Source organism: Streptomyces sp. NBC_00273, assembly GCF_036178145.1.
Lineage (GTDB): Bacteria > Actinomycetota > Actinomycetes > Streptomycetales > Streptomycetaceae > Streptomyces.
In genome coordinates this window covers 7671346-7695311 of record NZ_CP108067.1, presented here as the reverse complement: position 1 = coordinate 7695311, position 23966 = coordinate 7671346, and the positions used below count along the sequence as shown (strand labels likewise).

Genomic DNA, 23966 nt, shown 5'->3' with positions numbered 1-23966 from the left:
CCGGGCACATCCGCAGGGATGTGCCGATGAACCGCCGACGGCGGCGTACCGGTGACTGGCCCGCCGCGCACTGCCTCCCATCCGGACTTTAACCGTCGGTCCAGGAATCTCACCTGGTCAACCGACCGCTGGCTGCGGACGGGTCGCGGACTATAACCGCCGGTTCGGAATTACACCGACCCCGGAGTGCGCTGCTACTGGTACTCCAGCCAGTCTGCCATGTCCGATCGGGCGCGATGCGGGTCATGTGGTGTGGCCTGGCTCACAGGAGGTCGGGGCCGATGCGGACTTTGTCAAGTCGGACGGGATTGGTCCAGACCTATTGACGGGGTGGTCTAGTCCTCTTAACGTTCCCTTCAACTTCCCGGGAACGGCCCGTCAGATGTGCGCACATCTCGGGCCAACACGCCTCTGCACCACTCCTGTTGCTTCATTTCGTGTCCAGTTGTGTCCTGCATCCTCCCCTCCCCAGGAGGCACAATGCTGTCCCCCACACGTACGAGAGCGATGCTCCTGGCATCCGGCGCAGCGATCGCCGGACTCCTGGTGGGCGGGCTCTCGGCGGGCGTCTCGCACGCGGCCGACAACGAGGGCTGTCGCCCCGACGGGCTGTACAAGACCGCCGGCGTCGACGTCCCGTACTGCTCGGTCTACGACACCGAAGGCCGCGAGAAGATGGGCGCCGACCACCAGCGCCGCGTCATCGGATACTTCACCGGCTGGCGCACCGGCAAGGACGGCGCCCCCGCCTACCTCGCCAACAACATCCCGTGGTCCAAGGTCACCCACCTGAACTACGCCTTCGCCCACGTGGGCTCCGACAACAAGATCTCCGTCGGCGCGGACGGCGCGAACAACGCCGCCACCGGGATGACCTGGCCCGGTGTCGCCGGCGCCGAGATGGACCCGGCCCTCCCCTACAAGGGCCACTTCAACCAGCTGACGAAGTTCAAGAAGCAGTACCCGAACGTCAAGACGCTGATCTCGGTCGGCGGCTGGGCGGAGACCGGCGGCTACTTCGGCGACGACGGCAACCGGGTCGCCTCCGGCGGCTTCTACTCGATGGCCACGAACGCCGACGGCTCGGTCAACCAGGCCGGCATCGACACCTTCGCCGACTCCTCGGTCGAGTTCATCCGGAAGTACGGCTTCAACGGCGTCGACATCGACTACGAGTACCCGACCACCATGAAGGACGCCGGCAACCCGCTGGACTGGCAACTGGCCAACGCCCGCCGCGCCGGCCTCGTCCAGGGCTACGCGGCCCTGATGAAGTCCCTGCGCGAGAAGCTCGACCGCGCGGGCGCCGCCGACGGCAAGCACTACCTGCTCTCCGTCGCCGCCCCCTCCTCCGGCTACCTGCTGCGCGGCATGGAGACGTTCCAGGTCCAGAAGTACCTGGACTACGTCAACATCATGTCCTACGACCTGCACGGCGCCTGGAACGAGTACGTCGGCCCCAACGCCTCGCTCTTCGACGACGGCAAGGACGGCGAACTCGCCGCCGCCGGCGTCTACTCCACCTCCCAGTACGGCGGCATCGGCTACCTCAACACCGACTGGGCGTACCACTACTTCCGCGGCTCGATGCCGGGCGGCCGGATCAACATCGGCCTGCCCTACTACACCCGCGGCTTCAAGAACGTGCAGGGCGGCACCGACGGCCTGTGGGGCAAGGCTCCCGCGACCACCTGCCCGGCCGGTGCGGGCCTGACCAAGTGCGGCGACGGCGCGGTCGGCATCGACAACCTGTGGCACGACAAGGACACCAACGGGGTCGAGTCCCCGGCCGGCTCCAACCCGATGTGGCACGCCAAGAACCTGGAGAAGGGCGTCGTGGGCGACTACGTCACCAGGTACGGCTTCCCGGCGAACACCACGCTGACCGGCACCTACGTCCGCAAGTACGACTCCACCCTGGTGGCGCCGTGGCTGTGGAACGCCCAGAAGAAGGTCTTCCTCTCGACGGAGGACGAGCAGTCGGTGGCCGCCAAGGCCGACTACGTGATCAACAAGGGCATCGGCGGCACGATGGTCTGGGAGCTCGCGGGCGACTACGCGTACAACGCGGCCAAGGGCCAGTACGAGATGGGCGACACGCTCACCGACACGATGTACCAGAAGTTCAAGTCGGCCTCCCCCTACGGCGCGAAGAAGGCGGGCGCCACCGCCCTGCCCACCCAGGCCGTGGACATCAAGACGGAGTTCACCGAGTTCAAGCTGGGCGACTCCAACTACCCGCTCACCCCGAAGCTGAAGATCACCAACAACACGAACGCCACGCTGCCCGGCGGCACCGAGTTCCAGTTCGACTACGGCACCTCGGCCCCGAACAACGCCTCCGACCAGTCCGGCTTCGGCACGACCGTGATCAGCAGCGGCCACACCGGCACCAACGTCGGCGGCCTCAAGGGCGACTTCCAGCGGGTCTCCCTGAAGCTCCCGGCCTGGCAGACCCTGGCCCCCGGCGCCTCCGTCGACCTGGCGTTCAACTACTACCTGCCGGTGTCGACGCCCTCCAACTGGACGGTGAAGATCTCCGGCACCACCTACGCCCTCGCCGGCGACCTGGCCCGCGGTACGACGACGGTCCAGCCCGGCGGCGGCACCCAGCCCCCCACCACTCCCCCGACCACCCCTCCCACCACCCCGCCGACCACTCCCCCCACGACCCCGCCGACCACGCCTCCGGGCGGGACGTGCACCAATCCGGCGTACGTGGCGGGCACGGTCTACAACAGCGGCAACCTCGTCTCCCACAAGGGCCGCACCTGGAAGGCCCAGTGGTGGACGCAGAACGAAGAGCCCGGCACCACCGGTGAATGGGGTGTCTGGAAGGACCAGGGCGCCTGCTGACCCCTGCGCCCTGATCCACGAGTGAAGGTGAGGACCCGGTGGCCCGGCGGCCACCGGGTCCTCGCTCGTTCCGCACGTACCCGGCCTCGTACGCTGCACCGGTGATCACACACATCCCCGCGTCCGACGCGGACTTCGAGGAAAACCGTCCCCGGATGTTCGGCATCGCCTACCGCATGCTCGGCTCCGCCGCAGAGGCCGAGGACGCCGTGCAGGAGGCGTACCTGCGCTGGGCGTCCGCGGACCGCGAGGAGATCGAGCACCCCGGCGCCTGGCTCGCCAAGGTCGTCACGAACCTGTGCCTCAACACCCTCACCTCGGCGCGGGTCCGGCGCGAGGCGTACGTCGGCCCCTGGCTCCCGGAGCCCGTCCTCACCGGGGACGGCACGCTCGGTCCGCTGGAGTCCGCGGAGCAGCGGGACAGTGTGTCCATGGCCCTACTGGTGCTACTGGAGCAGCTCACGCCGGTGGAACGGGCCGTCTACGTCCTGCGCGAGGCCTTCGCCTACAGCCACCGGGAGATCGCCGGACTCCTGGACCTCACCGAGGCCAACTGCCGCCAGCTCTACCGGCGGGCGGCCGGCCGGGTGGCCACGGACCGGCCGACCGCGCCGGAGCCGCGCTTCGCACCGGACCCCGAACGGTGGCAGAGCCTCGTGGAGACCTTCATGAGGGCGGCGCGCAGCGGGGACCTGACCCGGCTGGAAGGGCTGCTGACGGCCGACGTCCGGTTCGTCTCGGACGGCGGCGGCGTGGTCAACGCGGCGCTGCGGCCGATCCTGGGACGGGAGAAGGTGGCCCGGTTCGCGATCGGGGTGCTCAAGAAGTTCGCCGGGGACCTGCCGGTCAGCGTCGCGGAGATCAACGGGGTACCGGCGCTGCTCTTCGGCGAGACGGGCGTTCTTCTGGTGGAATTCGAGAACGGGCTGGTCAGCGGGCTCAGCACGGTGGTCAACCCGGAGAAGCTGGAATTCCTCCGGCGGCAGCTGTCACATTCCTGAGGGCCGTCCGGTCTCCGCTGCTGAAGGAACGACATCGGCGAAAGGCGGAACCCGTGAGCACCATCCTCGTCACCGGCGGCACCGGCACCCTCGGCGTACTGGTCGTGGACCGGCTCCGGAGCGCGGGCCACGAGGTCCGTGCGCTGAGCCGGCACGCCCCGGACCACCCGGTCGACCTGGCGGACGGCAGCGGGCTGGACGCGGCGACGGCGGGCGCCGAGGTGATCGTGCACTGCGCGAGCAACACGCGCGGCGGGGGCAAGGACGACGAGGCCGCCGCCCGGCACCTCGTCGACGCGGCCCGGCGGGCGGGGACCGTCACCAACATCGTCTACATCTCGATCGTCGGGGTCGACGTGGTGCCGCTCGGCTACTACCGCACGAAGCTGAAGGTCGAGCGGCTGCTGGAGGCCTCGGGGCTGGGCCTGACCATCCTGCGCACGACCCAGTTCCACGATCTGGTGGCGCAGCTGGTGGACACGGCGGCGAAGCTTCCGCTGGTGCCGGTGCCCGTGCCGGGCGGGGTACGGGTCCAGCCGATCGCCGTCGGTGAGGTCGCGGACCGCCTGGTGGAACTGGCCGTCCCGACTCCGTCGGGCCGGGTCCCGGACATCGGCGGCCCGGAGATCCACACCCTGCCGGACCTGGCCCGCACCTACCTGGCCTCGACGGGCCGCCACCGCCGGGTGCTCCCCCTCCCCCTGGCGGGCAAGGCCTACGCGGGCTTCAAGCGCGGCGGCAACCTGACCCCGTCCCACGCGGTGGGCCGCCTCACGTTCGCCCAGTTCGCGGCGGGGCGGGGTGGGGGGCGGGGGTAGGAGGCGGGGCGGGGGCTTCGGGGGGGCGGGGTCCTCTTGATCGGCATCAGAGTCGCGCATGGGGGTTTCCCGTCAGTCCGATCGTCTCCCGCCCCCCGGCCCCCGCCACCACCCGCCTACCCCCCGAACAGCACCGCCTGCGCGGCCTCCCGCGCCGCCAGTTCGGCTCCCGCCAGGACCGCCGGGTCGCCCAGGGTCGTGGCGCGGATCTCCGTCGGGACCGGGGTCAGCTTCGCCACTCGGTGGGCGACCCGGGCGGCCAGTGCGGGGCCGCCCGCGCGGCCCAGTTCGCCCGCCAGGACCACGCAGCCCGGGTCCAGGATCGCCGCGGCCGCTGCCGCGCCGAGCGCGAGCCGTTCGGCCAGTGCTTCGAGGAAGGCCTCCCCCGCGGCTCCGGCCACGGCCTCCTCCGCGGGGCCCGCGAAGCCGTGTGCGCGCGCCAGCGCGGTCACGGCTTCGCGGCCCACCAGGGCGTGGAATCCGCCCGCGCAGTCCTCGGCCGACGGCAGGCCGGCGGTGCCCGGTACCGGGAGGAAGCCGATCTCGCCCGCCCCGCCGGAGGCGCCCCGGCGCAGCCGGCCGTCCAGGACCACGGCCGCGCCCACGCCCGCGCCGAGCCACAGCAGCACGAAGGAGTCCAGGTCGCGGGCCACGCCCAGGCGCTGCTCGGCGAGAGCGGCCAGATTGGTTTCGTTCTCGACGACGACCACGGCGGGCAGGCTCCGCTGCAGTGCGGTGACCAGGTCCCGGTGCCAGGCCGGGAGGCCGCTGGTGTCGCGGAGTTCGCCGGTGGCCGGGGCGACCAGGCCCGGGGCGCCTATGACGACGGTGTGCAGCTCGGCGGCGCCGGCTTCGCGTGCGGTGCGCAGCAGGGCGGCCACGGCGTCCTCGGGGGCGCCGACGGGCAGGGCGGCTTCGGCGAGGGGGCGGCCGAGGAGGTCGGTGACGACGGCGGTGACCCGGTCGGTGCGCACGTCGAGGGCGGCCAGGTGGGCGCGGTCGGCGACGATCCCGTAGAGCTTGGCGTTGGGGCCGCGGCGCTGTTCGCCGGATTCGCCGGCTACTTCGATGAGTCCGGCTTCGGTGAGCCGTTCGACGAGGTCGGCGACCGACGGGCGGGAGAGGCCGGTCATGGTCTTGAGCTGGGTGGCCGTCAGCGGCCCGGATTCCTGGAGGAGTTGCAGGGCGAGGCGGTCGTTGATGGCCCGGGCCGTACTGGGCGAGGCGGGCGACGGTGCCGGAGCGGTGGTGGGGGCAGGAGTCACGGAGCCCATCCTAGGAGTCGGGCCCATTATCTATCAGGCAGGGTCCCTGATAGTTTAATCGTCATGACCGGGGACACCGACCTCAGCCCGGCGCGCCTGCGCCATGCCCGCTACACCATCGCCGCCGTCTTCTGCACCCACGGTGCCGTCACCGGCTCCTTCGCCACCCGTATCCCCTGGATCCAGGAGCACGCCCAGCTCAGCCCGGGCACGCTGGGCCTGGCCCTCGCCGCCCCCGCCGTGGGCGCGGCGCTCGCGATGCCGCTGGCGGGCCGGATCAACCACTGGCTCGGCGCACGCGCCGCGCTGCGGGCCCTGCTCTCGCTCTGGACCCTCTCGCTGATCCTGCCGAGCCTCGCCCCGAACCTGCCCGCCCTCTGCTTCGTGCTCTTCGTCTACGGAGCCACCGCCGGCATGTCGGACGTGGCGATGAACGCGCTGGGCGTGGAGACGGAGAACCGGCTGGGCCGCTCGATCATGTCCTCGCTGCACGGCATGTGGAGCGTGGGCGCGCTGCTCGGGTCGGCCGCGGGTACCGTCGCCGCGCACACCGGGGGCGACGCCCGGCTGCACCACCTGGTCGCCGCGCTGGTCCTGACGGCGTTCGGGCTGTTCGCCGTACAGGGCGTGCTGGACCTGAGGGCCGACCCGGAGGCGCAGGCGCCGCCGCACTTCGCGCTGCCGCCGAAGTCGGCGCTGCTGATCGGGGCCGTGGGGTTCTGCGCGGTCTTCGCCGAGGGCGCGAGCCTGGACTGGTCGGCGGTCTACCTGCGGGACGTCCTGCACACGGACGCGGGTCTGGCGGCGGCCTCCACCACGGCCTTCGCGCTCACCATGGCCGTGGCCCGGCTGGTCGGGGACCGGGTGGTGAACCGGTTCGGGGCGGTGCGCACGGTCCGGGCGGGCGGGGTGGTGGCCACTGCGGGCGGGCTGCTCGTGGTCGGGGTCCGGCATCCGGCCGGCGCGCTGGCCGGGTTCGGGCTGATCGGGCTCGGGATCGCGGTGGTGGTCCCGCTGGCCTTCGCGGCGGCGGGGCGCAGCGGCCCGGCACCGGCGCAGGCCATCGCGGGTGTCGCGACGATCACGTACACCTCGGGGCTGATCGCCCCGTCGGCGATCGGTGCGGTGGCGAACGCGACGTCGCTCGTCGTGTCCTTCGGGCTGGTCACCCTCCTGGCGTGCGCGCTGATCGCCGGTGCCGCGGTGCTGCGCCCGGGGTCGTCGGTGGGGCAGGCTGGGGGCGATCTCGGTGGGGCGACGACCACGTCCGACCCCACCCACCTCGACGAACCTGCCCAAACCCGGCCGTAACATGTCGACTGGCCGCAGCGGCACGTACCCCGTGCGCTGCGGCCTCGATGTGTGAGCAGCCGGAGCGGCGGCGACCGTCCGGAGAAGAAGGAGTGGAACATGGGCCTCGGCGTGGGCTGGACCCTGCACGGAGACGGGCGGACTCCCGCCCCCGGCGCGGTGGTCCGGCCGGAGGAGCGGCTGTCGTGGCCGCGGACCGCCGGGCTGGGCGCGCAGCACGTCGTGGCGATGTTCGGCGCGAGTTTCGTCGCTCCGGTCCTGATGGGCCTGGACCCGAACCTGGCCATCATGATGTCGGGCGTCGCAACGGTGATCTTCCTCCTCGCGACGCGCGGCCGGGTGCCGTCGTACCTGGGCTGTTCGCTGTCGTTCGTCGGTGTCGCGGCGGCCATCCGGGCCGCGGGCGGGGACAGTGCGGTGGTCACGGGCGCCGTCTTCGTCGTCGGCGTGGCGTTGTTCTTGGCGGGCCTGGTGGTCCAGCGGTTCGGCGCCCGCGTCATCCACACGGCGATGCCGCCCATCGTGACGGGCGCGGTGGTGATGCTGATCGGCTTCAACCTGGCGCCGGTGACGGCGAGCACGTACTGGCCGCAGGACCAGTGGACGGCGTTGCTGACGATGCTGTTCACGGGGGCGGCCGTGGTCTGTCTGCGCGGCTTCTGGTCGCGCATCGCGATCTTCCTCGGTCTGCTCTTCGGGTACGGGATCTCGTGGCTCTCCGACGTGCTCTTCGGGAAGATCCACTCGACGCTGGGCGGGGAGGCCGCCGTCGACCACTGGCGGCTGGACCTCTCGGCGGTCGCCAAGGCGGACTGGATCGGGCTGCCGTCCTTCCACGCGCCGGCCTTCGAGTGGTCGGCGATCCTGATCGCCCTGCCGGTGGTGATCGCGTTGATCGCCGAGAACGCGGGCCACATCAAGGCCGTGGGCGAGATGACCGGCGATCCGCTCGACGACAAGCTGGGCACGGCGATCGCGGCGGACGGCGCCGCGTCCATGCTGTCCACGGCGGTCGGCGGCCCGCCGAACACCACCTACTCCGAGAACATCGGTGTCATGGCGGCCACCCGGGTCTACTCGACGGCGGCCTACTGGGCGGCGGCGGGCTTCGCGCTGCTCTTCGGGCTGTGCCCCAAGTTCGGTGCCATCGTCGCCGCGATCCCGGGCGGGGTGCTCGGCGGCATCACGGTCATCCTCTACGGGATGATCGGCCTGCTCGGCGCGCAGATCTGGCTCAACGGCGGCGTGGACCTGCGCAATCCGCTGAACCTGGTGCCGGCCGCGGCGGGCATCATCATCGGCATCGGCGGCGTGAAGCTGCAGATCACCGAAACCTTCGAGCTGGGCGGCATCGCGCTGGGCACGATCGTGGTGATCACCGGCTACCACGCACTGCGGTACCTCGCGCCCGCGCACCTCAAGCAGGAGCCCCTGCTCGACGCGGGCACCTCCGCTTACGACGAGGGCTCCGGGGGCGGCCAGGACAAGCCCCGTTGACGGTGTTTCGCCCGAACCGGGGAAGCGTACGGCCAAGTTCCCCGGATCCGCGTCGGCGCCTGCGACCCTGCCCCCATGGAAGCGGTGCTGGCGCGGATGCGCGCCCTGGAGGAGCGGCTCCCGCCGCAGGACGGTGTCGCCGTCTTCAACCGGGTCTACCTGACGGTGACGGAGACCCTGCACCGGCGGATCGAGCACGGCGCCTTCCCGGCGCCCCGGCGGGCGGAGACGCTCAGCGTGCGGTTCGCGGAGCGCTACCTGACGGCGGTCGAGGCGGAGCGGGCCCCGGCCTGCTGGCGCCCCTTGTTGCAGTACCGCCGCCACCCCGGGATCCGCCCGCTCCAGCACGCGCTGGCCGGGATCAACGCGCACATCGGCCATGACCTGGCGCTCGCGGTGGTGACCACCTGCGGTGAGCTGGGCTGTGAACCGCGGGCCCTGGAGGCGGACTTCGACCGGGTCGGCGACACGCTGGTCTCACTGGAGGAGCACATCCGGGAGGACCTGATGCCGGGCCCGGACCTGTTGGAGATCGCCGACCCGCTGACCCACCTGGTCGGCTCGTGGAGCCTGGAGCGCGCCCGCGCCGGGGCCTGGTCGGCGGCCCGCCTGCTGTGGACGCTGCGCCGGGCGCCGGAACTGGCCGAGGAGTTCACGGACTCCCTCGACGCGGGCGTGGGCCTGGTCGGTCGCTGCCTGCTGACCCCGCGGGGCTGAAACCCCGGTGCGGGCCGGACGGGGGCCGCCCTACGCTCCCGGAATGACCAGCTTCGCCACGCACCGGCTCCGGGTGCACGACGTCTCGCTGGCGCCGGTGCAGAGGTTCTGCGGGTTCCGGACCTGCGTGGCCGAGTTCGCGCCGTACGGCGTCCGTGCGACCTACCACCACTTGGTCCACAGTGCCCGGATCCCGGCGGACCTGGAGGAAGATCCCGACGCGCTGGTGAGGGCCGTGGAGGAACTGCACGCCGCCCGGGAGATCTGGCGTGCGGCGCACGCGACCTGGGTGGTCGCGCGACGCGCGCAGAAGGCGGCCGGGGTCCGGATCCCGGATCCGCCCGAGCCCACGCGCCGCCTCTGGTGCCCCGACCCCGAGTTCCACCCGGTGGAGCCGCTCACCGTCACGATGCCGCGCATCCTGCGCGCTCCGTCCGGCCAGTGGGCGAGCTGCCCCGTCTGCGACGTGGACCGCGGCACGACGGAGCACCACGACGGTTGCGGCGTCCACCGGCTGTGCGCCGGGTGCGGGGTGAGCCTGGGGTACCGTCCCACCGGCCCGGAGGACGACGCGCCGGCCGCGCGCGCTGCGGTGGCCGCGCGCTGGAGGCTGGTCTGGAGGCGTACGGCCCCGCCGTGGCGCGGACATTGAGAACGGGCCGTCCCCGCGCTGCTCACGCGGGGACGGCCCGTGGCCTTGGGTACCCGGAGGATCAGTCCTCGGGGAGTTCGACCGGGGCGATGTCGTCGTAGACGTCGCCCGGGCCCGGGTTGGTGGAGTCCGTGGACCCGCCGAGGTGGTGCATGACGCCCCAGACGGCGTTGAGGGCGGTCTGGACCGCGCCCTCGGCCCAGCCGGCCGTCCAGGAGATGTCGTCGCCCGCGAGGAAGATGCCGCGCTTGTCCTCGGGGAGGCGGTCCTGCATGAAGTGGGTGAACAGGCGGCGCTGGTAGCGGTAGTGGCCCGGGAGGTTGGCCTTGAACGCGCCCATGAAGTAGGGCTCGTCCTCCCAGGAGACGGTGACCGGGTTGCCGATGATGTGACGGCGGATGTCGACCTTGGGGTAGATCTCGCCGAGGGACTTCAGCATGACCTCCATCCGCTCGTTCGCGGACAGCGGCAGCCACTTGAGGCTGTCGTCGCACCAGGTGTACGAGAGGCAGATGACGGCGGGCTTGTCCGGGCCGTTGTCCAGCAGGTACGTGCCGCGGGTCATGCGGTCGGTCAGCGTCATCGACATGACGTCGCGGCCGGTCTCCTCGTCCTTGTCCAGCCAGAACGGCCGGTCGACGGGGACAAACAGCTTGGACGACTCCATGTAGTGGGTGCGCTCGATCGCCGTCCAGTGGTCGATCGGGAACAGCGTGTCGTCGCACTCGATCTTCGACAGGAGCATCCAGGACTGGGCCGTGAAGATCGCGGCGCGGTACGTGCGGATGTCGCCGGAGGAGTCGGTGACCGTGATGCGGTTGCCGGCCGTGCGGTGCAGGCGGGTGACCGCCGGGCGCGGGGTGCCGTCGTGCAGGGTGGACAGGGAGGTGCCCTGGGCCCAGTGGACGATCTTCTCCGGCTCGCGCTCCCACAGGCGCAGCGGCAGCTGCTGCGAGCCGCCCACGATGCCGCGGTGGTGGTCGTCCGCCTCGGTGTAGACGACGCGCAGGATCTCCAGGATGGAGTTCGGGAAGTCGGTGTCCCAGCCGCCCGTGCCGAAGCCGACCTGGCCGAAGATCTCACGCTTGCGGAAGGACTTGAAGGCCTCCGACTTGCAGAGGAAGCCGTAGAAGGTCTCGTCGTCGAGCTTCTCGACGAGCTTGGCCCAGATCTCGCGGATGCGCGGGACGTCCCGCTCGCGCATCGCGGTGTTCATGTCGGAGAAGTCGGCGCCCTCGTCGAGACAGGCGTTCCACGCGGCGGACACGTCGCGGTAGATCTGCGGGAGGTCCGCGATCGTCTCCGCGTAGTGGCTCTCGCCCTTGAGGTCGACGACCGTCGAGGGGGTGGACTCGGCGAGCGGGTTCGGGAAGGGCTCCGTGACCAGGCCGACGAGGTCGATGTAGTGCTGCAGGGCCGTGGAGGAGGGCGGGAAGCGCATGGCGCCCATCTCCGCGGTGAGGCCCTCGGTCTCGGCGCCCTCGAAGCCGACGGTGCGCAGGCGGCCACCGATCTGGTCCGCCTCGTAGACGACGGGCTTGAGGCCCATCTTCATCAGCTCGTAGGCCGAGATGATGCCGGACAGCCCGCCGCCGATGACGGCGACCTCGGTACCGAGCTCGGTCGCCGGTATCTGGCCGAGGCCCGCCGGGTGGGCGAGGAAGTCGTCGTACGCGTACGGGAAGTCCGGACCGAACATGGTGATCGGCGGCTGTCCGTCGCTGTGCGGGACGGCGGTGGTGGGCACCGTGGACGTCATGGGGGTACGTCTCCTTGCGGCAGGGCTGGGGGAAGAAGGGGGCTTAGACGAGGGAGGCGTAGAGCCCGGGGCGGCGGTCGCGCAGGTACGGGTTGTTCACGCGCGAGGCCGACAGCAGCTCGGGGTCGGCCTCGCCGAACACCAGCTCCTCGCCGCGGCCGGCCCGGGTCCGGGTGACCCCGTCGGGGCTCGCCAGGCAGCTGAGTCCGACGAACTCGAACTCGCCTTCCGGGCCGGTGCGGTTGACGTACGCGATGTACATCTGGTTCTCGAAGGCCCTTACGGGGACGAGCTGTTCGGCGACGAACTGGAACGGGTGCATCTGCGCGGTCGGCACCAGGAGGAGGTCGGTGCCGGCGAGCGCGTGCGCCCGGACGTTCTCGGGGAACTCCACGTCGTAGCAGATCATGATGCCGATGCGGAGGCCGTTCAGGTCCGCCTGGACGACGGGGGTGTCGCCGGGGGTGAAGGCGTCCTGTTCGAAGCAGCCGAAGAGGTGGGTCTTGCGGTAGTTCGCCAGCGCCGCGCCGTCGGGGCCGATGAGCTGGGCGGCGTTGTAGACGACGCCGTCCGCGCTCTCCGGGTAGCCGTACAGGACGGCGATCCCGTGGCGGCGGGCGATCTCGCCGATGGCCAGGGCGGAGGCGCCGTCGGCGGCCTCGGCGAGGCCGGGGACGTCCTGGAGGTCCAGCGCGTAGCCGGTCAGGAACATCTCCGAGGTCACGAGGAGCCCGGCCCCGCTCTGTGCGGCGCGCGCCGCTGCCTCGTCGAGCGCCTTGAGGTTCTGGGCGGTGTCGCCGAGAACGCCGGAGCTCTGGAGGAGGGCGGTGCGCAGCGGGGGCATGGGCTACCTCTGTGACAGGCGGGGAGGGGGTCATAAAACGGTACGTTCGCGCGTTCGATCCGGACAAGCCGTGAGCGTTGCGCTCCGCGCATCGATTCGTTGCGTGTTCCCTGGTCGACGCGGCGATTCGTTGCGCGGGCGCCCCGGGCCCCCTCGTGGACCCCGTACGACCACTGCTGTGGCCCCCACTGTGGCCCCTGGCTACGACTCCTTGCTACGAGCCTGCGCGGAAGGCCGGGTGGGCGGCCAGGAAGCGCAGGTCGTCGAGGATGTCGGGGGTGTGGTCGGAGACGACGCGGCCGCTCCAGGTGTCGACGAGGGCCGGAACGGTCAGGGCTCCGTCGAAGTGGTGGCCGGTGGCCTCGTAGGCCAGCCGCAGGGCGGTGTACTCGGCCGCCCGGGGCTCCGTGCCGAGGACGGTGGCGGTGATGGAGCGGTCCAGGCCCAGCGCGGCGAGGGCGGCGGTGACCTGCTGCGAGGGGAGACAGTCGGCGCGGAGGTAGAGGTGGTAGCGGTGCGGTACGGGGGAGAAACCGGCCCCGATGCGGCCCCGCGGGGCGGGCGCCGGGCTGGTGCGGGGCAGCGGGGTGCGGGGCAGGACGGTGTGCGACATGACTCTCCTGGCGTGGAGGACAACACGGCTGGGCCCCGGGCGGCGCGGTGCGCGCCCGGTCCGGGTCACTCGTCTCTGAGGGGGGTCAGCCGTGCGGGCCGAAAGCGCTGCACACCCGCAGGAGGTCGATGTGCAGGCGCCGGGTGAGCCACCAGCGCCGGAGGGTCCGGTCCCGCGTGTCCGTGTCCGCCGTCCGGGCCGTGTCCACCGCCGCCCACCCCCGTCCTGTCCTCGGCCGCCCCCGACCGGTGCTGGTTAGGCTTCCGGTGGCGGGCGCTGTCCGTCATGGCCGTCCACCGAAGTCTCGTGGCGGCGCCCGGGGCCGTCAAGAAGGCGGTCACCAGCCGGACGTCGTCGCCCCACTTGAGGAGTCCTGCACCCATGTCCCCCGAGAGCGGCACGCTGTGCGGCAGTGAAGTGCTCGACGAGGTACTCGACAATCCGGTCTGGGCCGCGCTGACCGGGCCGCACGGCGGTTTCGCCGAGTTCGGGCCCGCCGGTCTGGCGGCCCGCTACACGCTGGACACGTCCCCGTTCTCGGCGCTCGCCGATCCGCAGGACCCGCGGGCGTGGGCGGATCTTGCCGCGCTGGCCGGCCCCGGGCAGGAGGTCTGGGTGACCGGGCTGCTGACCCCGCCGCCGGGGTGGCAAACGCTGGTGACGGTTCCGGGGGTGCAGCTGGACGGGCGGGCGGTACGGGCCGAGGAGGCGCCGGAGGCGGTGGTGCTGGGGCTCGGTGACGTACCGGAGATGCTGGAGCTGGTGGCGCTGACCAAGCCGGGCCCGCTCCTGGACCGGACGGTCGAGCTGGGCACGTACCTCGGGATCCGGCACGAGGGCCGGCTGGTCGCGATGGCCGGGGAGCGGATGCGGCCGGCGGGCTGGTCGGAGATCAGCGCGGTGTGCACCCACCCGGACCACCGGGGCCGGGGCCTGGCGGGCCGGCTGATACGCGCGGTGGCGGCTGCGGTCCGTGAGCGCGGGGAGCTCCCGTTCCTGCACGCGGCGGCGGCCAACACCGGGGCCGTGCAGCTCTACGAGTCGATGGGCTTCGCCCTGCGCCGCAGCCCGCTCTTCCTGGGCCTGCGCACTCCGGGCGCCTGACCGTCCCGGCCCCGCCCCCGGCCCTCGCCGGGAGGCGTTAGGCGGGCGCGCCGGAGGTGAAGCGGCGCAGGAGCGGGGAGAGGACGAGCACCGACTTGGTGCGTTCCACGAACGGCTCGCCCGCGATGCGTTCCAGGACCCGCTCGAAGTGGCGCATGTCGGAGGCGAAGACCTGGACGAGGGCGTCCGCGTCGCCGGTGACGGTCGACGCGGACACCACCTCGGGGTACCTCTCCAGTCCTCGCCGGATGTCGTCCGGCGAGGTGTTGTGCCGACAGTAGATCTCGATGAAGCCCTCGGTCTCCCAGCCCATGGCGGCCGGGTCCACGCGGACGGTGAAGCCGGTGATGGCGCCTTCGGCGCGTAGCCGGTCCACGCGCCGCTTGACGGCGGGCGCGGAGAGCCCGACCTCGGAGCCGATGTCCGCGTAGGAGCGGCGGGCGTCTTCGGCGAGGGCGTGCACGATGCGTTCGTCGAGATCGTTCAGTCGCACGGGGGGTGAATCACTTCTGTTCAGCGACCTCCTCGGCCGGGGCGGCCGGGGCGGCCACAGTGGCCAGGCTGGAGCGGCGCATGCCGTAGAAGAAGTAGATCACGAGCCCGACGGCCATCCAGCCACCGAAGTACAGCCAGGTGATTCCGGGCAGCTCCAGCATGAGGTAGGCGCAGAAGATGAAGCCCAGGATCGGGGTGACCGGGAAGAGCGCGACCTTGAAGGTGCGGTTCATCTCCGGGCGGGTGTAGCGCAGGATGACGACGGCCACGTTGACCAGGCCGAAGGCGAAGAGCGTGCCGATGCTGGTGGCGTTCGCCAGTTCACCCAGCGGGATGAACGCGGCGAGCAGTCCGCAGAAGAGGCAGACGATGATCGTGTTGACGCGGGGCGTGCCGGTCTTCGCGTCGACCTTGGCGAACGCCTTGGGCATCAGGCCGTCGCGGGACATGGCGAAGAGGATGCGGGTCTGGCCGTAGAGGACGGCGAAGACGACGCTGGCGATGGCGACGACGGCGCCCGCGGCGAGGATGACGCTCCAGAAGGAGTGTCCGGTGACGTTCTCCATGATCTGGGCCAGGGCGGCCTCGCTGCCCTCGAACTCCTGCCACGGCATGGCGCCGACGGCGACCAGGGCGACGAGGCAGTAGATCACGGTGACGATCAGCAGCGAGAGCATGATCGCGCGGGGCAGGTCCTTCTTCGGGTTCTTGGCTTCCTCACCGGCGGTGGAGGCGGCGTCGAAGCCGATGTACGAGAAGAAGAGCATCGATGCGGCGGTGCTGATGGCGGTGACGCCGAGCGGGGCCAGCGGGGTGTAGTTCCCGGCCTTGATGCCCATGAAGCCGATGACGATGAAGACCGCCAGCGTCACGATCTTGACGCCGACCATGATCGAGTTGATCCGGGCGCTCTCCTTGGCCCCGCGGAGCAGGAAGACCATGCAGAGCAGGACGACGACCAGGGCGGGCATGTTGATGTAGCCGCCCTCGCCCAGCGGGGCGGAGAAGCCCTCCGGGATGGTGAAGCCGAGGGTGCCGTCGAGCAGCTCGTTGAGGTACTGGCCCCAGCCGACGGCGACGGCCGCGACGGAGACGCCGTACTCCAGGACCAGGCACCAGCCGCAGACCCAGGCTATGAGCTCGCCCATGGTGGCGTAGGCGTAGGAGTAGGAGGAGCCCGAGACGGGGATCGAGCCCGCGAGCTCGGCGTAGGAGAGCGCCGAGAAGAGCGCGGTCAGGCCCGCGACGATGAAGGCGATGAAGACGGCCGGGCCGGCGATCGGGGTGGCCTCGCCGAGGACGACGAAGATGCCGGTGCCCAGGGTCGCGCCGATGCTGATCATGGTCAGCTGCCACATCGTGAGCGAACGCTTGAGCGCGCCGCCCTCGCCCTGGCCGCCCTCGGAGACCAACTGCTCCACCGGCTTGCGGCGGAGCAGCGGGTTGACGGGCTTGGGGGCCTCAGAAGCGAGCGGTGGCGCCTGGCCGTGGTCGAGCACGAGGGGACTCCTTGTCACTGCGGATCGGGGAGGTCAGGGGAGGCGTCGACCGCGACGATCCGGAGCAGGGCAGGGCCCGTCGAAAGAAGGGTCTGCTCATGGGGGACCGCCGAGCAGGCGATCCGCGCCACTCCACGTACAGCGAGTGAGCCTACGAGCTGAGTGATACCGCCCGTAATGGACCATCCTTGCACATTGGCGCACGATCATTGCGCGGATCGGTCACTGACAGTCGTTTGTTGCGTATGGATGATCGATCGCTGCGCAGGTCGCCGCGAACCCCGTTCCTTGACACTTCGTCAGATCTGCCGCAGCGTGCCGCCGTGGATCGGGACGTGCTCCACGGAGATCGGCCCGGCCGGGGCCCCGGCCGGGCCGCCGGGGCCGTCCCGATGGCATTGGTCCCCTCCGTGGCGGTGGAACCGGGCCCGAGCGGGGTACGGGTGAACGCGGTGGCAGCGGGGGTGGTGCGGACCCCGCGGTCGCCGCCCCGCCGGGCACCGGGGGCGGCGGCGCAACGCGGAGAACGCCCCGCCGGGCCGGGTCGCCGAGACCGCGGACAGCGCGGCCGCACCGTACGTCCCGGCCCCGCCTCCGTCCTCGTGCGTCGCGGGGGCGGGCGGTCGTGGTGGACGGCGGGGTCGGCGTGAGGTTCCCGTACCCGACGATCGGAGGCGACCGGTGATACCAGAGGGACCAGCAGGGCCAGCAGGGCTGGACGGACCGGGACTGTCGACCGGGTCGAGGGGACCGACGTGGTCGGCAGGGCCGCAGCGCCACCCCGACGAGCCGGCGCCCTGGCAGGACGCGCTGCCCTTCCTGCGCGGGGTCGCCTGGCTGGACCGGGGGCGGCCGGTCCGCGCCGATCCGGCCGACACCATGCGGCTGCCGTGGGACACCGGCGAGCGCTCCACGCTGCCCATCGGCGTCCGGCTGGAGTTCACCACCGAGACCGCGCGCTCGGTGGAGGTCCGCTACCGGGCGACCGTGCCCGGCCCCACCGACGCGCTGCGCGACCTCGCGCACGGCTTCGCGCTGTGGGACCGGCACGGGGTGGTCACCGAGGTGTTCACCGAACCGGCCGCGGAGGCCGTCGTACGGATCGACCTGGGCGGCGGCACCGGTCCCTTCACCATCCACCCGCCCGAGACCCAGTCCCCGCTGATCCTCGGGCTGCGCGGGATCGGCGGCCCGCTCGCCCCGGCACCGCCCGCCCCGCGCTGGGTGGTCCACGGCGACTCCATCACCGAGGGCTGGTGGTCCACCCGCCCCGCGCACGGCTGGCCCGCCGTCACCGGCCGGGCGCTCGGCTGGGACACCATCAACCTCGGCTACGCGGGCGCCGCGCGCGGTGAGCTGACCACCGCCGAGCAGCTCGCGGGCCTGCCCGCCGACGTCCTCACGCTCGCCTTCGGCACCAACTGCTGGTCCCGGGTGCCCTTTTCGGCTCCCCTGCTGTACGAGACCACGCGCGCGTTCCTCGAACTGGTCCGCCAGGGGCACCCGCGGACCCCGATCCTGCTGGTCTCCCCCGTCCTGCGGCCCGACGCCGAACGCACCCCGAACAAGCTCGGTGCCACCCTCGGTGCCCTGCGGGACGCGATGGAGCGTGCCGCCCGGGACCGGATGGCCGCGGGGGACGACCGGCTCGCCGTGCTACCGGGCCGGGACCTGCTCGGTCCCGAACACCTGGCGGACGGGTTGCACCCCAATGACGGCGGACACCAGGTGCTCGGCCTCGCTGTGGCCACGGCCCTGCGGCGCTCCGGGTTCGGCGTGGGGTGAGTGAAACAGCCCACACCGGACGAGTTGAACAGATCCCTCCCACCGCGGCGTGTCCTGGGCAGAGTTGACGCCATCACGGTGGCGGACGCGAAGGACACCACGAGTGGGAGAGATCAAGATGGGCATCAAGCGCGGAACCACCCTGGCCGCGGCCGCGATCGTAGTCGTTCTGGCGGCGACGGCCTGCGGCCCCACCGACGACAAGGCCGCGGACACGACCAAGCCGGTCGGGGCCGCCGCTGCCGCCCAGGACACCGGGAAGGCCGCGGACGCCGCCTACGGCGCCGACGGCGCTGCGGGCTCCGACGGCGCTGCGGGCGCCGCGGGCGCCTCTGGCGCCAAGCCGGCCGGGCAGCTGGCGATCACCTCCAACGACAAGGTCGGGCCGGTCCTCACCGACAGCGCCGGAATGACCCTCTACCGCTTCGACAAGGACACGGCCAAGCCGCCGAAGTCGAACTGCGACGGGGACTGCGAGAAGACCTGGCCGGTGGTCGCCGCGGGCGATGCCACCGCCGCCGCGGGCATGGACCCGGCGCTGCTGGGCGAGGTCGTGCGCACCGACGGCAGCAAGCAACTGACGGTGGGCGGCTGGCCCGCCTACCGCTACAGCAAGGACACCAAGGCGGGCGACGTCAACGGGCAGGGCGTGGGCGGCGTCTGGTTCGGCCTCGCGGCGGACGGCAAGAAGGCCGCGAAGGCCACACCGGCCGAGGGGGCGCCCGCCGAGTCCGCACCGCCCGCCAAGTCCGCACCGCCCGCCGAAGCGGCGCCTCCGGCCGCGGGCGGCGCAGCCGAGGCCGACGGGAAGCTGTCGGTGGCCAAGGACCCCAAGCTGGGCGACCACATCGTCGACGGCAAGGGCATGACCGTCTACCGGTTCAAGCCGGACACCCAGTGGCCGATGACCTCCAAGTGCGTGGGCGACTGCCTGACCAAGTGGCCGGTCGTCGCGCCGGTGGAGAAGGCCAAGGACAAGGGGATCGTCGAGAAGAACTACACGGTGCTCAACCGCCCGGACGGCCAGAAGCAGCAGAGCGTCGACTGCTGGCCCGTCTACACCTTCAGCGGTGACAAGAAGCCCGGCGACGTCAACGGCCAGGGCGTGGGCGGCACCTGGTACGCCGTGTCCCCCGACGGCAAGCTCATCACCGTCCAGTAGCCCCTGTCCCTTCCCCACCTCCCGTCGATCCCCTCCCTCCCCCCACCCCGTTCGCGCGGCCCTCGCCCACCTCCCCCCTGGGCGGGGGCCGCGCCCCTTTTCCCGTTCCGCCCGGGCCCGGTCCTCTCTAGACTCGGCCGCATGCTGCGCGTATTGGCCGTCGACGACGAGAAGCCGCTCCTGGAGGAACTCCTCTACCTGCTGCGCTCGGACCCCCGGGTGCGCAGTGCGGAGGGTGCCTCGGACGCCACCGAGGCCCTGCGCCGGGTGACCCGGGCCCTGGAGTCCGGCCCGGACGGGGCCGACGGCATCGACGTGGTGTTCCTGGACATCCACATGGCCGGGCTGACCGGACTGGACGTCGCGCGGCTGCTGGCCGGGTTCGCGCGGCCGCCGCTGATCGTGTTCGTCACCGCCCACGAGGGTTTCGCCGTACAGGCCTTCGACCTGAAGGCCGTGGACTACGTGCTCAAGCCCGTGCGCCCGGAGCGGCTGGCCGAGGCCGTCCGGCGGGCCTGCGAGCAGCTGGGCCGGTCCGAAGAGGTCCCGGTGGCCGCGCTGGCGGGCGCCGACGCGCCGGTGGCGGGCGCCCCGGCCGTGCCGGCGCCGCGCCGGCCGGTGGCCGAGGTCACGGTCACCGACCGCACGCCGGACCAGATCGCCGTCGAACTGGGCGGGGTCACCCGGTTCGTGGCGATCGCGGACATCTCCTACGTCGAGGCGCAGGGCGACTACGCCCGCCTGCACACCGACGAGGGCAGCCACCTGGTCCGGATCCCCGTGTCCACGCTGGAGGAGCGCTGGGCGGCGCGCGGGTTCGTACGGATCCACCGCCGCCATCTGGTGGCGCTGGCGCGGATCGACGAGCTTCGGCTGGAGGCCGGGACCACCAGTGTCCGGGTGGGGGCGGCGGAGCTGCAGGTGAGCCGCAGGCACGCGCGGGAGCTGCGGGATCTGCTGATGCGGCAGGCGACCGGCTGAATCCGGCCGTTCCCGCCGCGCCCCCCCCGGTGGCTCCCCGGTCGTCGTCTGGTCGCCGTCGGGCGGTTCGGGCCCGACCGTCCGGCGCTCGCTCGCGCCGTTCGTCGCGCCGGGAGGGGCGTACGGCGATCCGCCGGAGCCGTCGGCCGCACCGCCGCCCGATCGGCCCTCGGTGCCGTCGCCCCTCTCGTATCGTGGATCTTCCGGCGCGGGAGGAGCACGATGTCCGAGATCCAGGCGCTGGTCGACACCCTGAGCGCGCTGCCCCGGGCCCGGCCGGCCGGGCCCGCCGAGGCCGAGGCGCTGCTGGCCCGGTTGCGCAGTGCGGCCGCCCGCTGGGCCGACATCCTGTACGAGGCCCGCGAAGGGGTCCGAGAGCAGGTTCCGCCGCGTGCGGAGGCGGCCCTGACGCTGGCGTTCCGGCGTGCGGAGGAGTCGTACGTGGAGCTGGAGATCGCCCTGCGGGACTGCGCGGAGCACCGCGACCCGGCGCTCTGACGGGGTCGTCCGGGCGGGCGGATCCGACGACTCCGGTGGGTCCGAATCGAGCCTGTCGCCCGGTCAGGGGGCGTGCGTAGACTCCGGACACCCCTCCCCAGCCGAAGGACCGCCCGGTGAACCAGACGTACGCGCTGACCGCGGTCGCCGTCGTCGTCCTGGTCACGGTTCTGGTCGGCGCGCTGGGCCTGCGGATGTCCCGGACCACGTCCGACTTCTACGTCGCCTCGCGCACGGTGGGGCCCCGCCTGAACGCGGCGGCCATCAGCGGCGAGTACCTGTCCGCCGCGTCGTTCCTCGGGGTGGCGGGGCTGGTGCTGCTCCAGGGGCCCGAGATGCTCTGGTACCCGGTGGGTTACACCGCCGGGTACGTGGTGCTGCTCGTGCTGGTCGCGGCCCCGCTGCGCCGCTCGGGCGCGTACACGCTGCCCGACTTCGCCGAGGCGCGGCTGGAGTCGCTGGTGGTGCGCCGGATCGCGGTGCTGTTCGTGGTCGGGGTCGGCTGGCTGTACCTGCTGCCGCAGTTGCAGGGGGCCGGGCTGACGCTGGGGATCCTGACCGGGGCCCCGCACTGGGTCGGTGGGCTGGTCGTCGCCTTCGTGGTGACGGTGGCGGTGGCGTGCGGCGGGATGCGTTCGGTGACCTTCGTCCAGGCCTTCCAGTACTGGCTGAAGCTCACGGCCCTGCTGGTGCCGGCCTTCTTCCTGATCGCGGCGTGGGCCGGGGACGGCGCGCCGCGGGCCACCTTCGACGCACCGGCCGTGTTTCGGGAGCACACCTCGGTGACGGTCGCGCAGGACGTGCGGCTGTCGGTGGCCCATCCGCTGACGGTGACGGTGACCGGGCAGGTGGACGGGCGCGGCTACGTGTCGGTGCCGGTGACCCTGGCCGCCGGTGAGCATGCCGTACGGGCCCGCGCGCGGCTGGAGTTCGCCCCCGGCGCGCCCGTTCCCGACACCCGGGCCGAGGCGCGGCCCGGTGTGTCCACCTGGTCGGTGCCGACGTCCGGCGGGCTGCGCGAGTACCGGCTGTACGCCACGTACGGGCTGATCCTGGCGACGTTCCTCGGCACGATGGGCCTGCCGCACGTCGCGGTGCGGTTCTACACGAGCCCCGACGGGCGGACCGCGCGGCGCACCACGCTGGTCGTGCTCGCGCTGGTCGGCGTCTTCTACCTGCTGCCGCCGGTGTACGGGGCGCTGGGCCGGATCTACACCCCGGAGCTCGCCCTGACCGGCGACGCGGACGCGGCGGTGCTGGTGCTGCCCGGGCGGATGCTCGGCGGGGTGCTCGGCGATCTGCTGGGGGCGCTGCTGGCCGGGGGTGCGTTCGCGGCGTTCCTGTCGACGGCCTCGGGGCTGACCATGGCGGTGGCGGGGGTGCTGCACCAGGACGTGCTGCCGGCGCGCGGGGTGCGCAGCTTCCGCTCGGCGGCGGTCGTGGCGATCCTGGTGCCGTTGGCCGGGAGCGTGGCGGCGACGCAGGTGCCGGTGGCGGACGCGGTGGGTCTGGCCTTCGCCGTGTCGGCGTCCTCGTTCTGTCCGCTGTTGGTGCTGGGCATCTGGTGGCGCGGGCTGACCCCGCCGGGTGCGGTGGCCGGGCTGGTCACGGGCGGCGGGGCGGCGCTGGGCGCGGTGCTGGCGACCCGGGCCGATCTGGCGCCGCCGGGCTGGACGCACACGCTGCTCGCGTGGCCGGCGGCGTGGTCGGTGCCGCTCGGTTTCCTGACGATGGTGGCGGTGTCGCTGGCCACCCGATCGCGGATTCCGGCGGGGACGGCGGCCACCCTGGCCCGGCTGCACCTGCCGGAGGTCGTGGCCGGGGAGCGGTCGGGGGGTCCGCGGTGACCGGGGTGACCGGGGTGACGCCGGCGGTCCTGGCCTTGCTGGCGGTGGCGGGTGCGGTACTGCTGCTGGGTGCGGGCTGGGCGGCGGGCCGGTGGCACGCCCGCCGCGGGGAGCGGGCGGCCGGGATGGACCTGGGGACCCCGGTGGAGCGGGCCACCTTCCACACCCTGCACACGGCTTCGCTGGCCGCTCCCCCGCTGCGCGCCGGACTGACCGAGGACGCCGCCCGCAAGGCGGCCCGGCGGCTGCGGTCGCTGTTGGGGACGGAGGCGCTGTGCCTCACCGACCGGGAGTCGGTGCTGGCCTGGGACGGTCCGGGCGCCGACCACCACCAGCGGCGGGCGATGGCCCGGGTGGCGGTGATGCTGGCGTCGGGGCGCAGCCAGAGCGTGCGGACCGAGTGCCAGCGGCCCGACTGTCCGCTGAAGTGGGCGGTGGTGGCCCCGCTCACCGGCGAGGACGGGGTGCTGGGTGCGCTGGTGGCGTACGGTTCGCGCGAGTCGGCGGTGCTGGTGCGGGCGGCTACGGAGGTCGCGCGGTGGGTGTCCGTGCAGCTGGAGCTGTCGGAGCTGGACCGGTCGCGGACCCGGCTGATGGAGGCGGAGATCAAGGCGCTGCGGGCGCAGATCTCCCCGCATTTCATCTTCAACTCCCTTGCTGCGATCGCCTCGTTCGTGCGGACCGATCCGGAGCGGGCGCGGGAGCTGTTGCTGGAGTTCGCGGACTTCACCCGGTACTCCTTCCGGCGGCACGGTGATTTCACCACGCTGGCGGACGAGTTGCGCTCCGTGCAGCAGTATCTGGCGTTGGCCGGTGCCCGGTTCGGCGACCGGCTGAAGGTGACCCTGCAGGTGGCGCCGGAGGTGCTGCCGGTGGCGCTGCCCTTCCTGTGCCTGCAGCCGCTGGTGGAGAACGCCGTGAAGCACGGGCTGGAGGACTCCACCGAGGAGTGCCGGATCACGATCACGGCGCGGGACGCGGGCGCGGAGGCGGTGATCACGGTGGAGGACAACGGGGTCGGGATGGATCCGGCGCTGCTGCGCCGGATCCTGGCCGGGGAGCACGGCGGTTCCTCCGGGATCGGGCTGCCCAATGTCGACGAGCGGATCCGTCAGGTGTACGGGGACGCGTACGGCCCGGTGATGGAGACGGGGGTCGGCGCCGGCATGAAGGTAACCCTGCGCATTCCCAAGTACCGGGTGGGAGTGCACAGTTCACCGCCCGGACACCAGTCTCCGCGGCTCTGAGGGTCCGCCGGCGCG

21 protein-coding genes and 1 riboswitch are annotated in these 23966 nt (G+C 72.4%); of the genes, 14 read left to right on the top strand and 7 right to left on the bottom strand.

Translation table 11 applies throughout. The features are described from left to right. Nucleotides 1–63: 63 nt before the first annotated feature. Nucleotides 64–194, bottom strand: a riboswitch (FMN riboswitch). A 286-nt stretch (nucleotides 195–480) separates the two neighbouring features. The 3 genes from OG386_RS34465 (at nucleotide 481) to OG386_RS34455 (ending at nucleotide 4675) form a co-directional block, all read left to right on the top strand. Further along, a complete protein-coding gene (locus tag OG386_RS34465) occupies nucleotides 481–2856 on the top strand; it encodes a chitinase C-terminal domain-containing protein (RefSeq protein ID WP_328791289.1) in 2376 nt (791 codons plus the stop codon). A 101-nt stretch (nucleotides 2857–2957) separates the two neighbouring features. Next, nucleotides 2958–3857 carry an RNA polymerase sigma-70 factor gene (locus OG386_RS34460; RefSeq protein WP_328791288.1) on the top strand — a complete coding sequence of 300 codons (900 nt, stop codon included), beginning with the start codon at nucleotides 2958–2960 and terminating at the stop codon, nucleotides 3855–3857. Nucleotides 3858–3910: 53 nt separating this feature from the next. Then, complete coding sequence (locus tag OG386_RS34455) at nucleotides 3911–4675, top strand: SDR family oxidoreductase (RefSeq protein ID WP_328791287.1); 765 nt, start codon at nucleotides 3911–3913, stop codon at nucleotides 4673–4675. Between the two features lie 116 nt (nucleotides 4676–4791). On the opposite strand, the gene OG386_RS34450 is transcribed toward OG386_RS34455, so the two are convergent. After that, nucleotides 4792–5949: an ROK family transcriptional regulator gene (locus OG386_RS34450; protein WP_328791286.1), complete on the bottom strand. Its 1158-nt coding sequence runs from the start codon at nucleotides 5947–5949 to the stop codon at nucleotides 4792–4794. Between the two features lie 54 nt (nucleotides 5950–6003). Here OG386_RS34450 and OG386_RS34445 point away from each other — a divergent pair, with 54 nt between their 5' ends. The 4 genes from OG386_RS34445 to OG386_RS34430 all read left to right on the top strand — a co-directional run bounded on the left by OG386_RS34445 (nucleotide 6004) and on the right by OG386_RS34430 (nucleotide 10117). Further along, nucleotides 6004–7251 carry an MFS transporter gene (locus tag OG386_RS34445; RefSeq protein WP_328791285.1) on the top strand — a complete coding sequence of 416 codons (1248 nt, stop codon included), beginning with the start codon at nucleotides 6004–6006 and terminating at the stop codon, nucleotides 7249–7251. Between the two features lie 99 nt (nucleotides 7252–7350). Beyond that, nucleotides 7351–8748, top strand: a complete 1398-nt coding sequence (locus OG386_RS34440) for a uracil-xanthine permease family protein (RefSeq protein ID WP_328793473.1) — start codon at nucleotides 7351–7353, stop codon at nucleotides 8746–8748. A gap of 75 nt (nucleotides 8749–8823) precedes the next feature. Next, nucleotides 8824–9465 carry a DUF5995 family protein gene (locus tag OG386_RS34435; protein WP_328791284.1) on the top strand — a complete coding sequence of 214 codons (642 nt, stop codon included), beginning with the start codon at nucleotides 8824–8826 and terminating at the stop codon, nucleotides 9463–9465. A gap of 43 nt (nucleotides 9466–9508) precedes the next feature. Beyond that, the gene (locus OG386_RS34430; RefSeq protein WP_328791283.1) at nucleotides 9509–10117 is read left to right on the top strand and encodes a hypothetical protein; all 609 of its coding nucleotides are present in this window, start codon (nucleotides 9509–9511) and stop codon (nucleotides 10115–10117) included. Between the two features lie 61 nt (nucleotides 10118–10178). On the opposite strand, the gene OG386_RS34425 is transcribed toward OG386_RS34430, so the two are convergent. The 4 genes from OG386_RS34425 to OG386_RS34410 form a co-directional block, all read right to left on the bottom strand. Continuing rightward, a complete protein-coding gene (locus OG386_RS34425) occupies nucleotides 10179–11876 on the bottom strand; it encodes a flavin monoamine oxidase family protein (RefSeq protein WP_328791282.1) in 1698 nt (565 codons plus the stop codon). A gap of 43 nt (nucleotides 11877–11919) precedes the next feature. Further along, entirely contained in the window at nucleotides 11920–12720 is an 801-nt protein-coding gene (locus OG386_RS34420) for a carbon-nitrogen hydrolase family protein (protein ID WP_328791281.1), read from the bottom strand. A 214-nt stretch (nucleotides 12721–12934) separates the two neighbouring features. Further along, entirely contained in the window at nucleotides 12935–13333 is a 399-nt protein-coding gene (locus OG386_RS34415) for a hypothetical protein (RefSeq protein WP_328791280.1), read from the bottom strand. Nucleotides 13334–13418: 85 nt separating this feature from the next. After that, nucleotides 13419–13541 (bottom strand): cell envelope biogenesis protein OmpA, encoded by a 123-nt coding sequence (locus tag OG386_RS34410; RefSeq protein ID WP_328791279.1) that lies wholly within the window; start codon nucleotides 13539–13541, stop codon nucleotides 13419–13421. A 173-nt stretch (nucleotides 13542–13714) separates the two neighbouring features. On the opposite strand from OG386_RS34410, the gene OG386_RS34405 reads away from it, so the two are divergent. Then, the gene (locus tag OG386_RS34405) at nucleotides 13715–14437 is read left to right on the top strand and encodes a GNAT family N-acetyltransferase (RefSeq protein WP_328791278.1); all 723 of its coding nucleotides are present in this window, start codon (nucleotides 13715–13717) and stop codon (nucleotides 14435–14437) included. 37 nt (nucleotides 14438–14474) lie between these two features. Here OG386_RS34405 and OG386_RS34400 read toward each other — a convergent pair whose 3' ends face one another. Together OG386_RS34400 and OG386_RS34395 are read right to left on the bottom strand one after the other, a co-directional pair. Then, complete coding sequence (locus OG386_RS34400) at nucleotides 14475–14930, bottom strand: Lrp/AsnC family transcriptional regulator (protein ID WP_007262967.1); 456 nt, start codon at nucleotides 14928–14930, stop codon at nucleotides 14475–14477. A gap of 10 nt (nucleotides 14931–14940) precedes the next feature. Then, the gene (locus OG386_RS34395) at nucleotides 14941–16431 is read right to left on the bottom strand and encodes an amino acid permease (RefSeq protein WP_328791277.1); all 1491 of its coding nucleotides are present in this window, start codon (nucleotides 16429–16431) and stop codon (nucleotides 14941–14943) included. Between the two features lie 810 nt (nucleotides 16432–17241). On the opposite strand from OG386_RS34395, the gene OG386_RS34390 reads away from it, so the two are divergent. The 6 genes from OG386_RS34390 (at nucleotide 17242) to OG386_RS34365 (ending at nucleotide 23951) form a co-directional block, all read left to right on the top strand. After that, nucleotides 17242–18216, top strand: a complete 975-nt coding sequence (locus tag OG386_RS34390; protein WP_328793472.1) for a GDSL-type esterase/lipase family protein — start codon at nucleotides 17242–17244, stop codon at nucleotides 18214–18216. 118 nt (nucleotides 18217–18334) lie between these two features. Beyond that, on the top strand, nucleotides 18335–19378 hold the full coding sequence (locus OG386_RS34385) for an SCO0930 family lipoprotein (RefSeq protein WP_405790661.1): 1044 nt from the start codon (nucleotides 18335–18337) through the stop codon (nucleotides 19376–19378). 141 nt (nucleotides 19379–19519) lie between these two features. Then, nucleotides 19520–20359 carry a LytR/AlgR family response regulator transcription factor gene (locus OG386_RS34380; RefSeq protein WP_328791275.1) on the top strand — a complete coding sequence of 280 codons (840 nt, stop codon included), beginning with the start codon at nucleotides 19520–19522 and terminating at the stop codon, nucleotides 20357–20359. A 222-nt stretch (nucleotides 20360–20581) separates the two neighbouring features. Continuing rightward, nucleotides 20582–20857 carry a hypothetical protein gene (locus OG386_RS34375; protein WP_327386451.1) on the top strand — a complete coding sequence of 92 codons (276 nt, stop codon included), beginning with the start codon at nucleotides 20582–20584 and terminating at the stop codon, nucleotides 20855–20857. Between the two features lie 116 nt (nucleotides 20858–20973). Beyond that, nucleotides 20974–22704, top strand: a complete 1731-nt coding sequence (locus OG386_RS34370) for a sodium/solute symporter (protein WP_328791274.1) — start codon at nucleotides 20974–20976, stop codon at nucleotides 22702–22704. Between the two features lie 14 nt (nucleotides 22705–22718). Continuing rightward, nucleotides 22719–23951, top strand: coding sequence for a sensor histidine kinase (locus OG386_RS34365; RefSeq protein WP_328793471.1), 1233 nt, complete (start codon nucleotides 22719–22721; stop codon nucleotides 23949–23951). Nucleotides 23952–23966: the final 15 nt, after the last annotated feature.

Bases quoted from the DNA above. Each gene is read 5' to 3' on its own strand.
- OG386_RS34465 (WP_328791289.1), top strand. From the start codon at position 481: ATGCTGTCCCCCACACGTACGAGAGCGATGCTCCTGGCATCCGGCGCA.
- OG386_RS34450 (WP_328791286.1), bottom strand. From the start codon at position 5,949: ATGGGCTCCGTGACTCCTGCCCCCACCACCGCTCCGGCACCGTCGCCC.
- OG386_RS34445 (WP_328791285.1), top strand. From the start codon at position 6,004: ATGACCGGGGACACCGACCTCAGCCCGGCGCGCCTGCGCCATGCCCGC.
- OG386_RS34440 (WP_328793473.1), top strand. From the start codon at position 7,351: ATGGGCCTCGGCGTGGGCTGGACCCTGCACGGAGACGGGCGGACTCCC.
- OG386_RS34435 (WP_328791284.1), top strand. From the start codon at position 8,824: ATGGAAGCGGTGCTGGCGCGGATGCGCGCCCTGGAGGAGCGGCTCCCG.
- OG386_RS34430 (WP_328791283.1), top strand. From the start codon at position 9,509: ATGACCAGCTTCGCCACGCACCGGCTCCGGGTGCACGACGTCTCGCTG.
- OG386_RS34425 (WP_328791282.1), bottom strand. From the start codon at position 11,876: ATGACGTCCACGGTGCCCACCACCGCCGTCCCGCACAGCGACGGACAG.
- OG386_RS34420 (WP_328791281.1), bottom strand. From the start codon at position 12,720: ATGCCCCCGCTGCGCACCGCCCTCCTCCAGAGCTCCGGCGTTCTCGGC.
- OG386_RS34415 (WP_328791280.1), bottom strand. From the start codon at position 13,333: ATGTCGCACACCGTCCTGCCCCGCACCCCGCTGCCCCGCACCAGCCCG.
- OG386_RS34405 (WP_328791278.1), top strand. From the start codon at position 13,715: ATGTCCCCCGAGAGCGGCACGCTGTGCGGCAGTGAAGTGCTCGACGAG.
- OG386_RS34385 (WP_405790661.1), top strand. From the start codon at position 18,335: ATGGGCATCAAGCGCGGAACCACCCTGGCCGCGGCCGCGATCGTAGTC.
- OG386_RS34380 (WP_328791275.1), top strand. From the start codon at position 19,520: ATGCTGCGCGTATTGGCCGTCGACGACGAGAAGCCGCTCCTGGAGGAA.
- OG386_RS34375 (WP_327386451.1), top strand. From the start codon at position 20,582: ATGTCCGAGATCCAGGCGCTGGTCGACACCCTGAGCGCGCTGCCCCGG.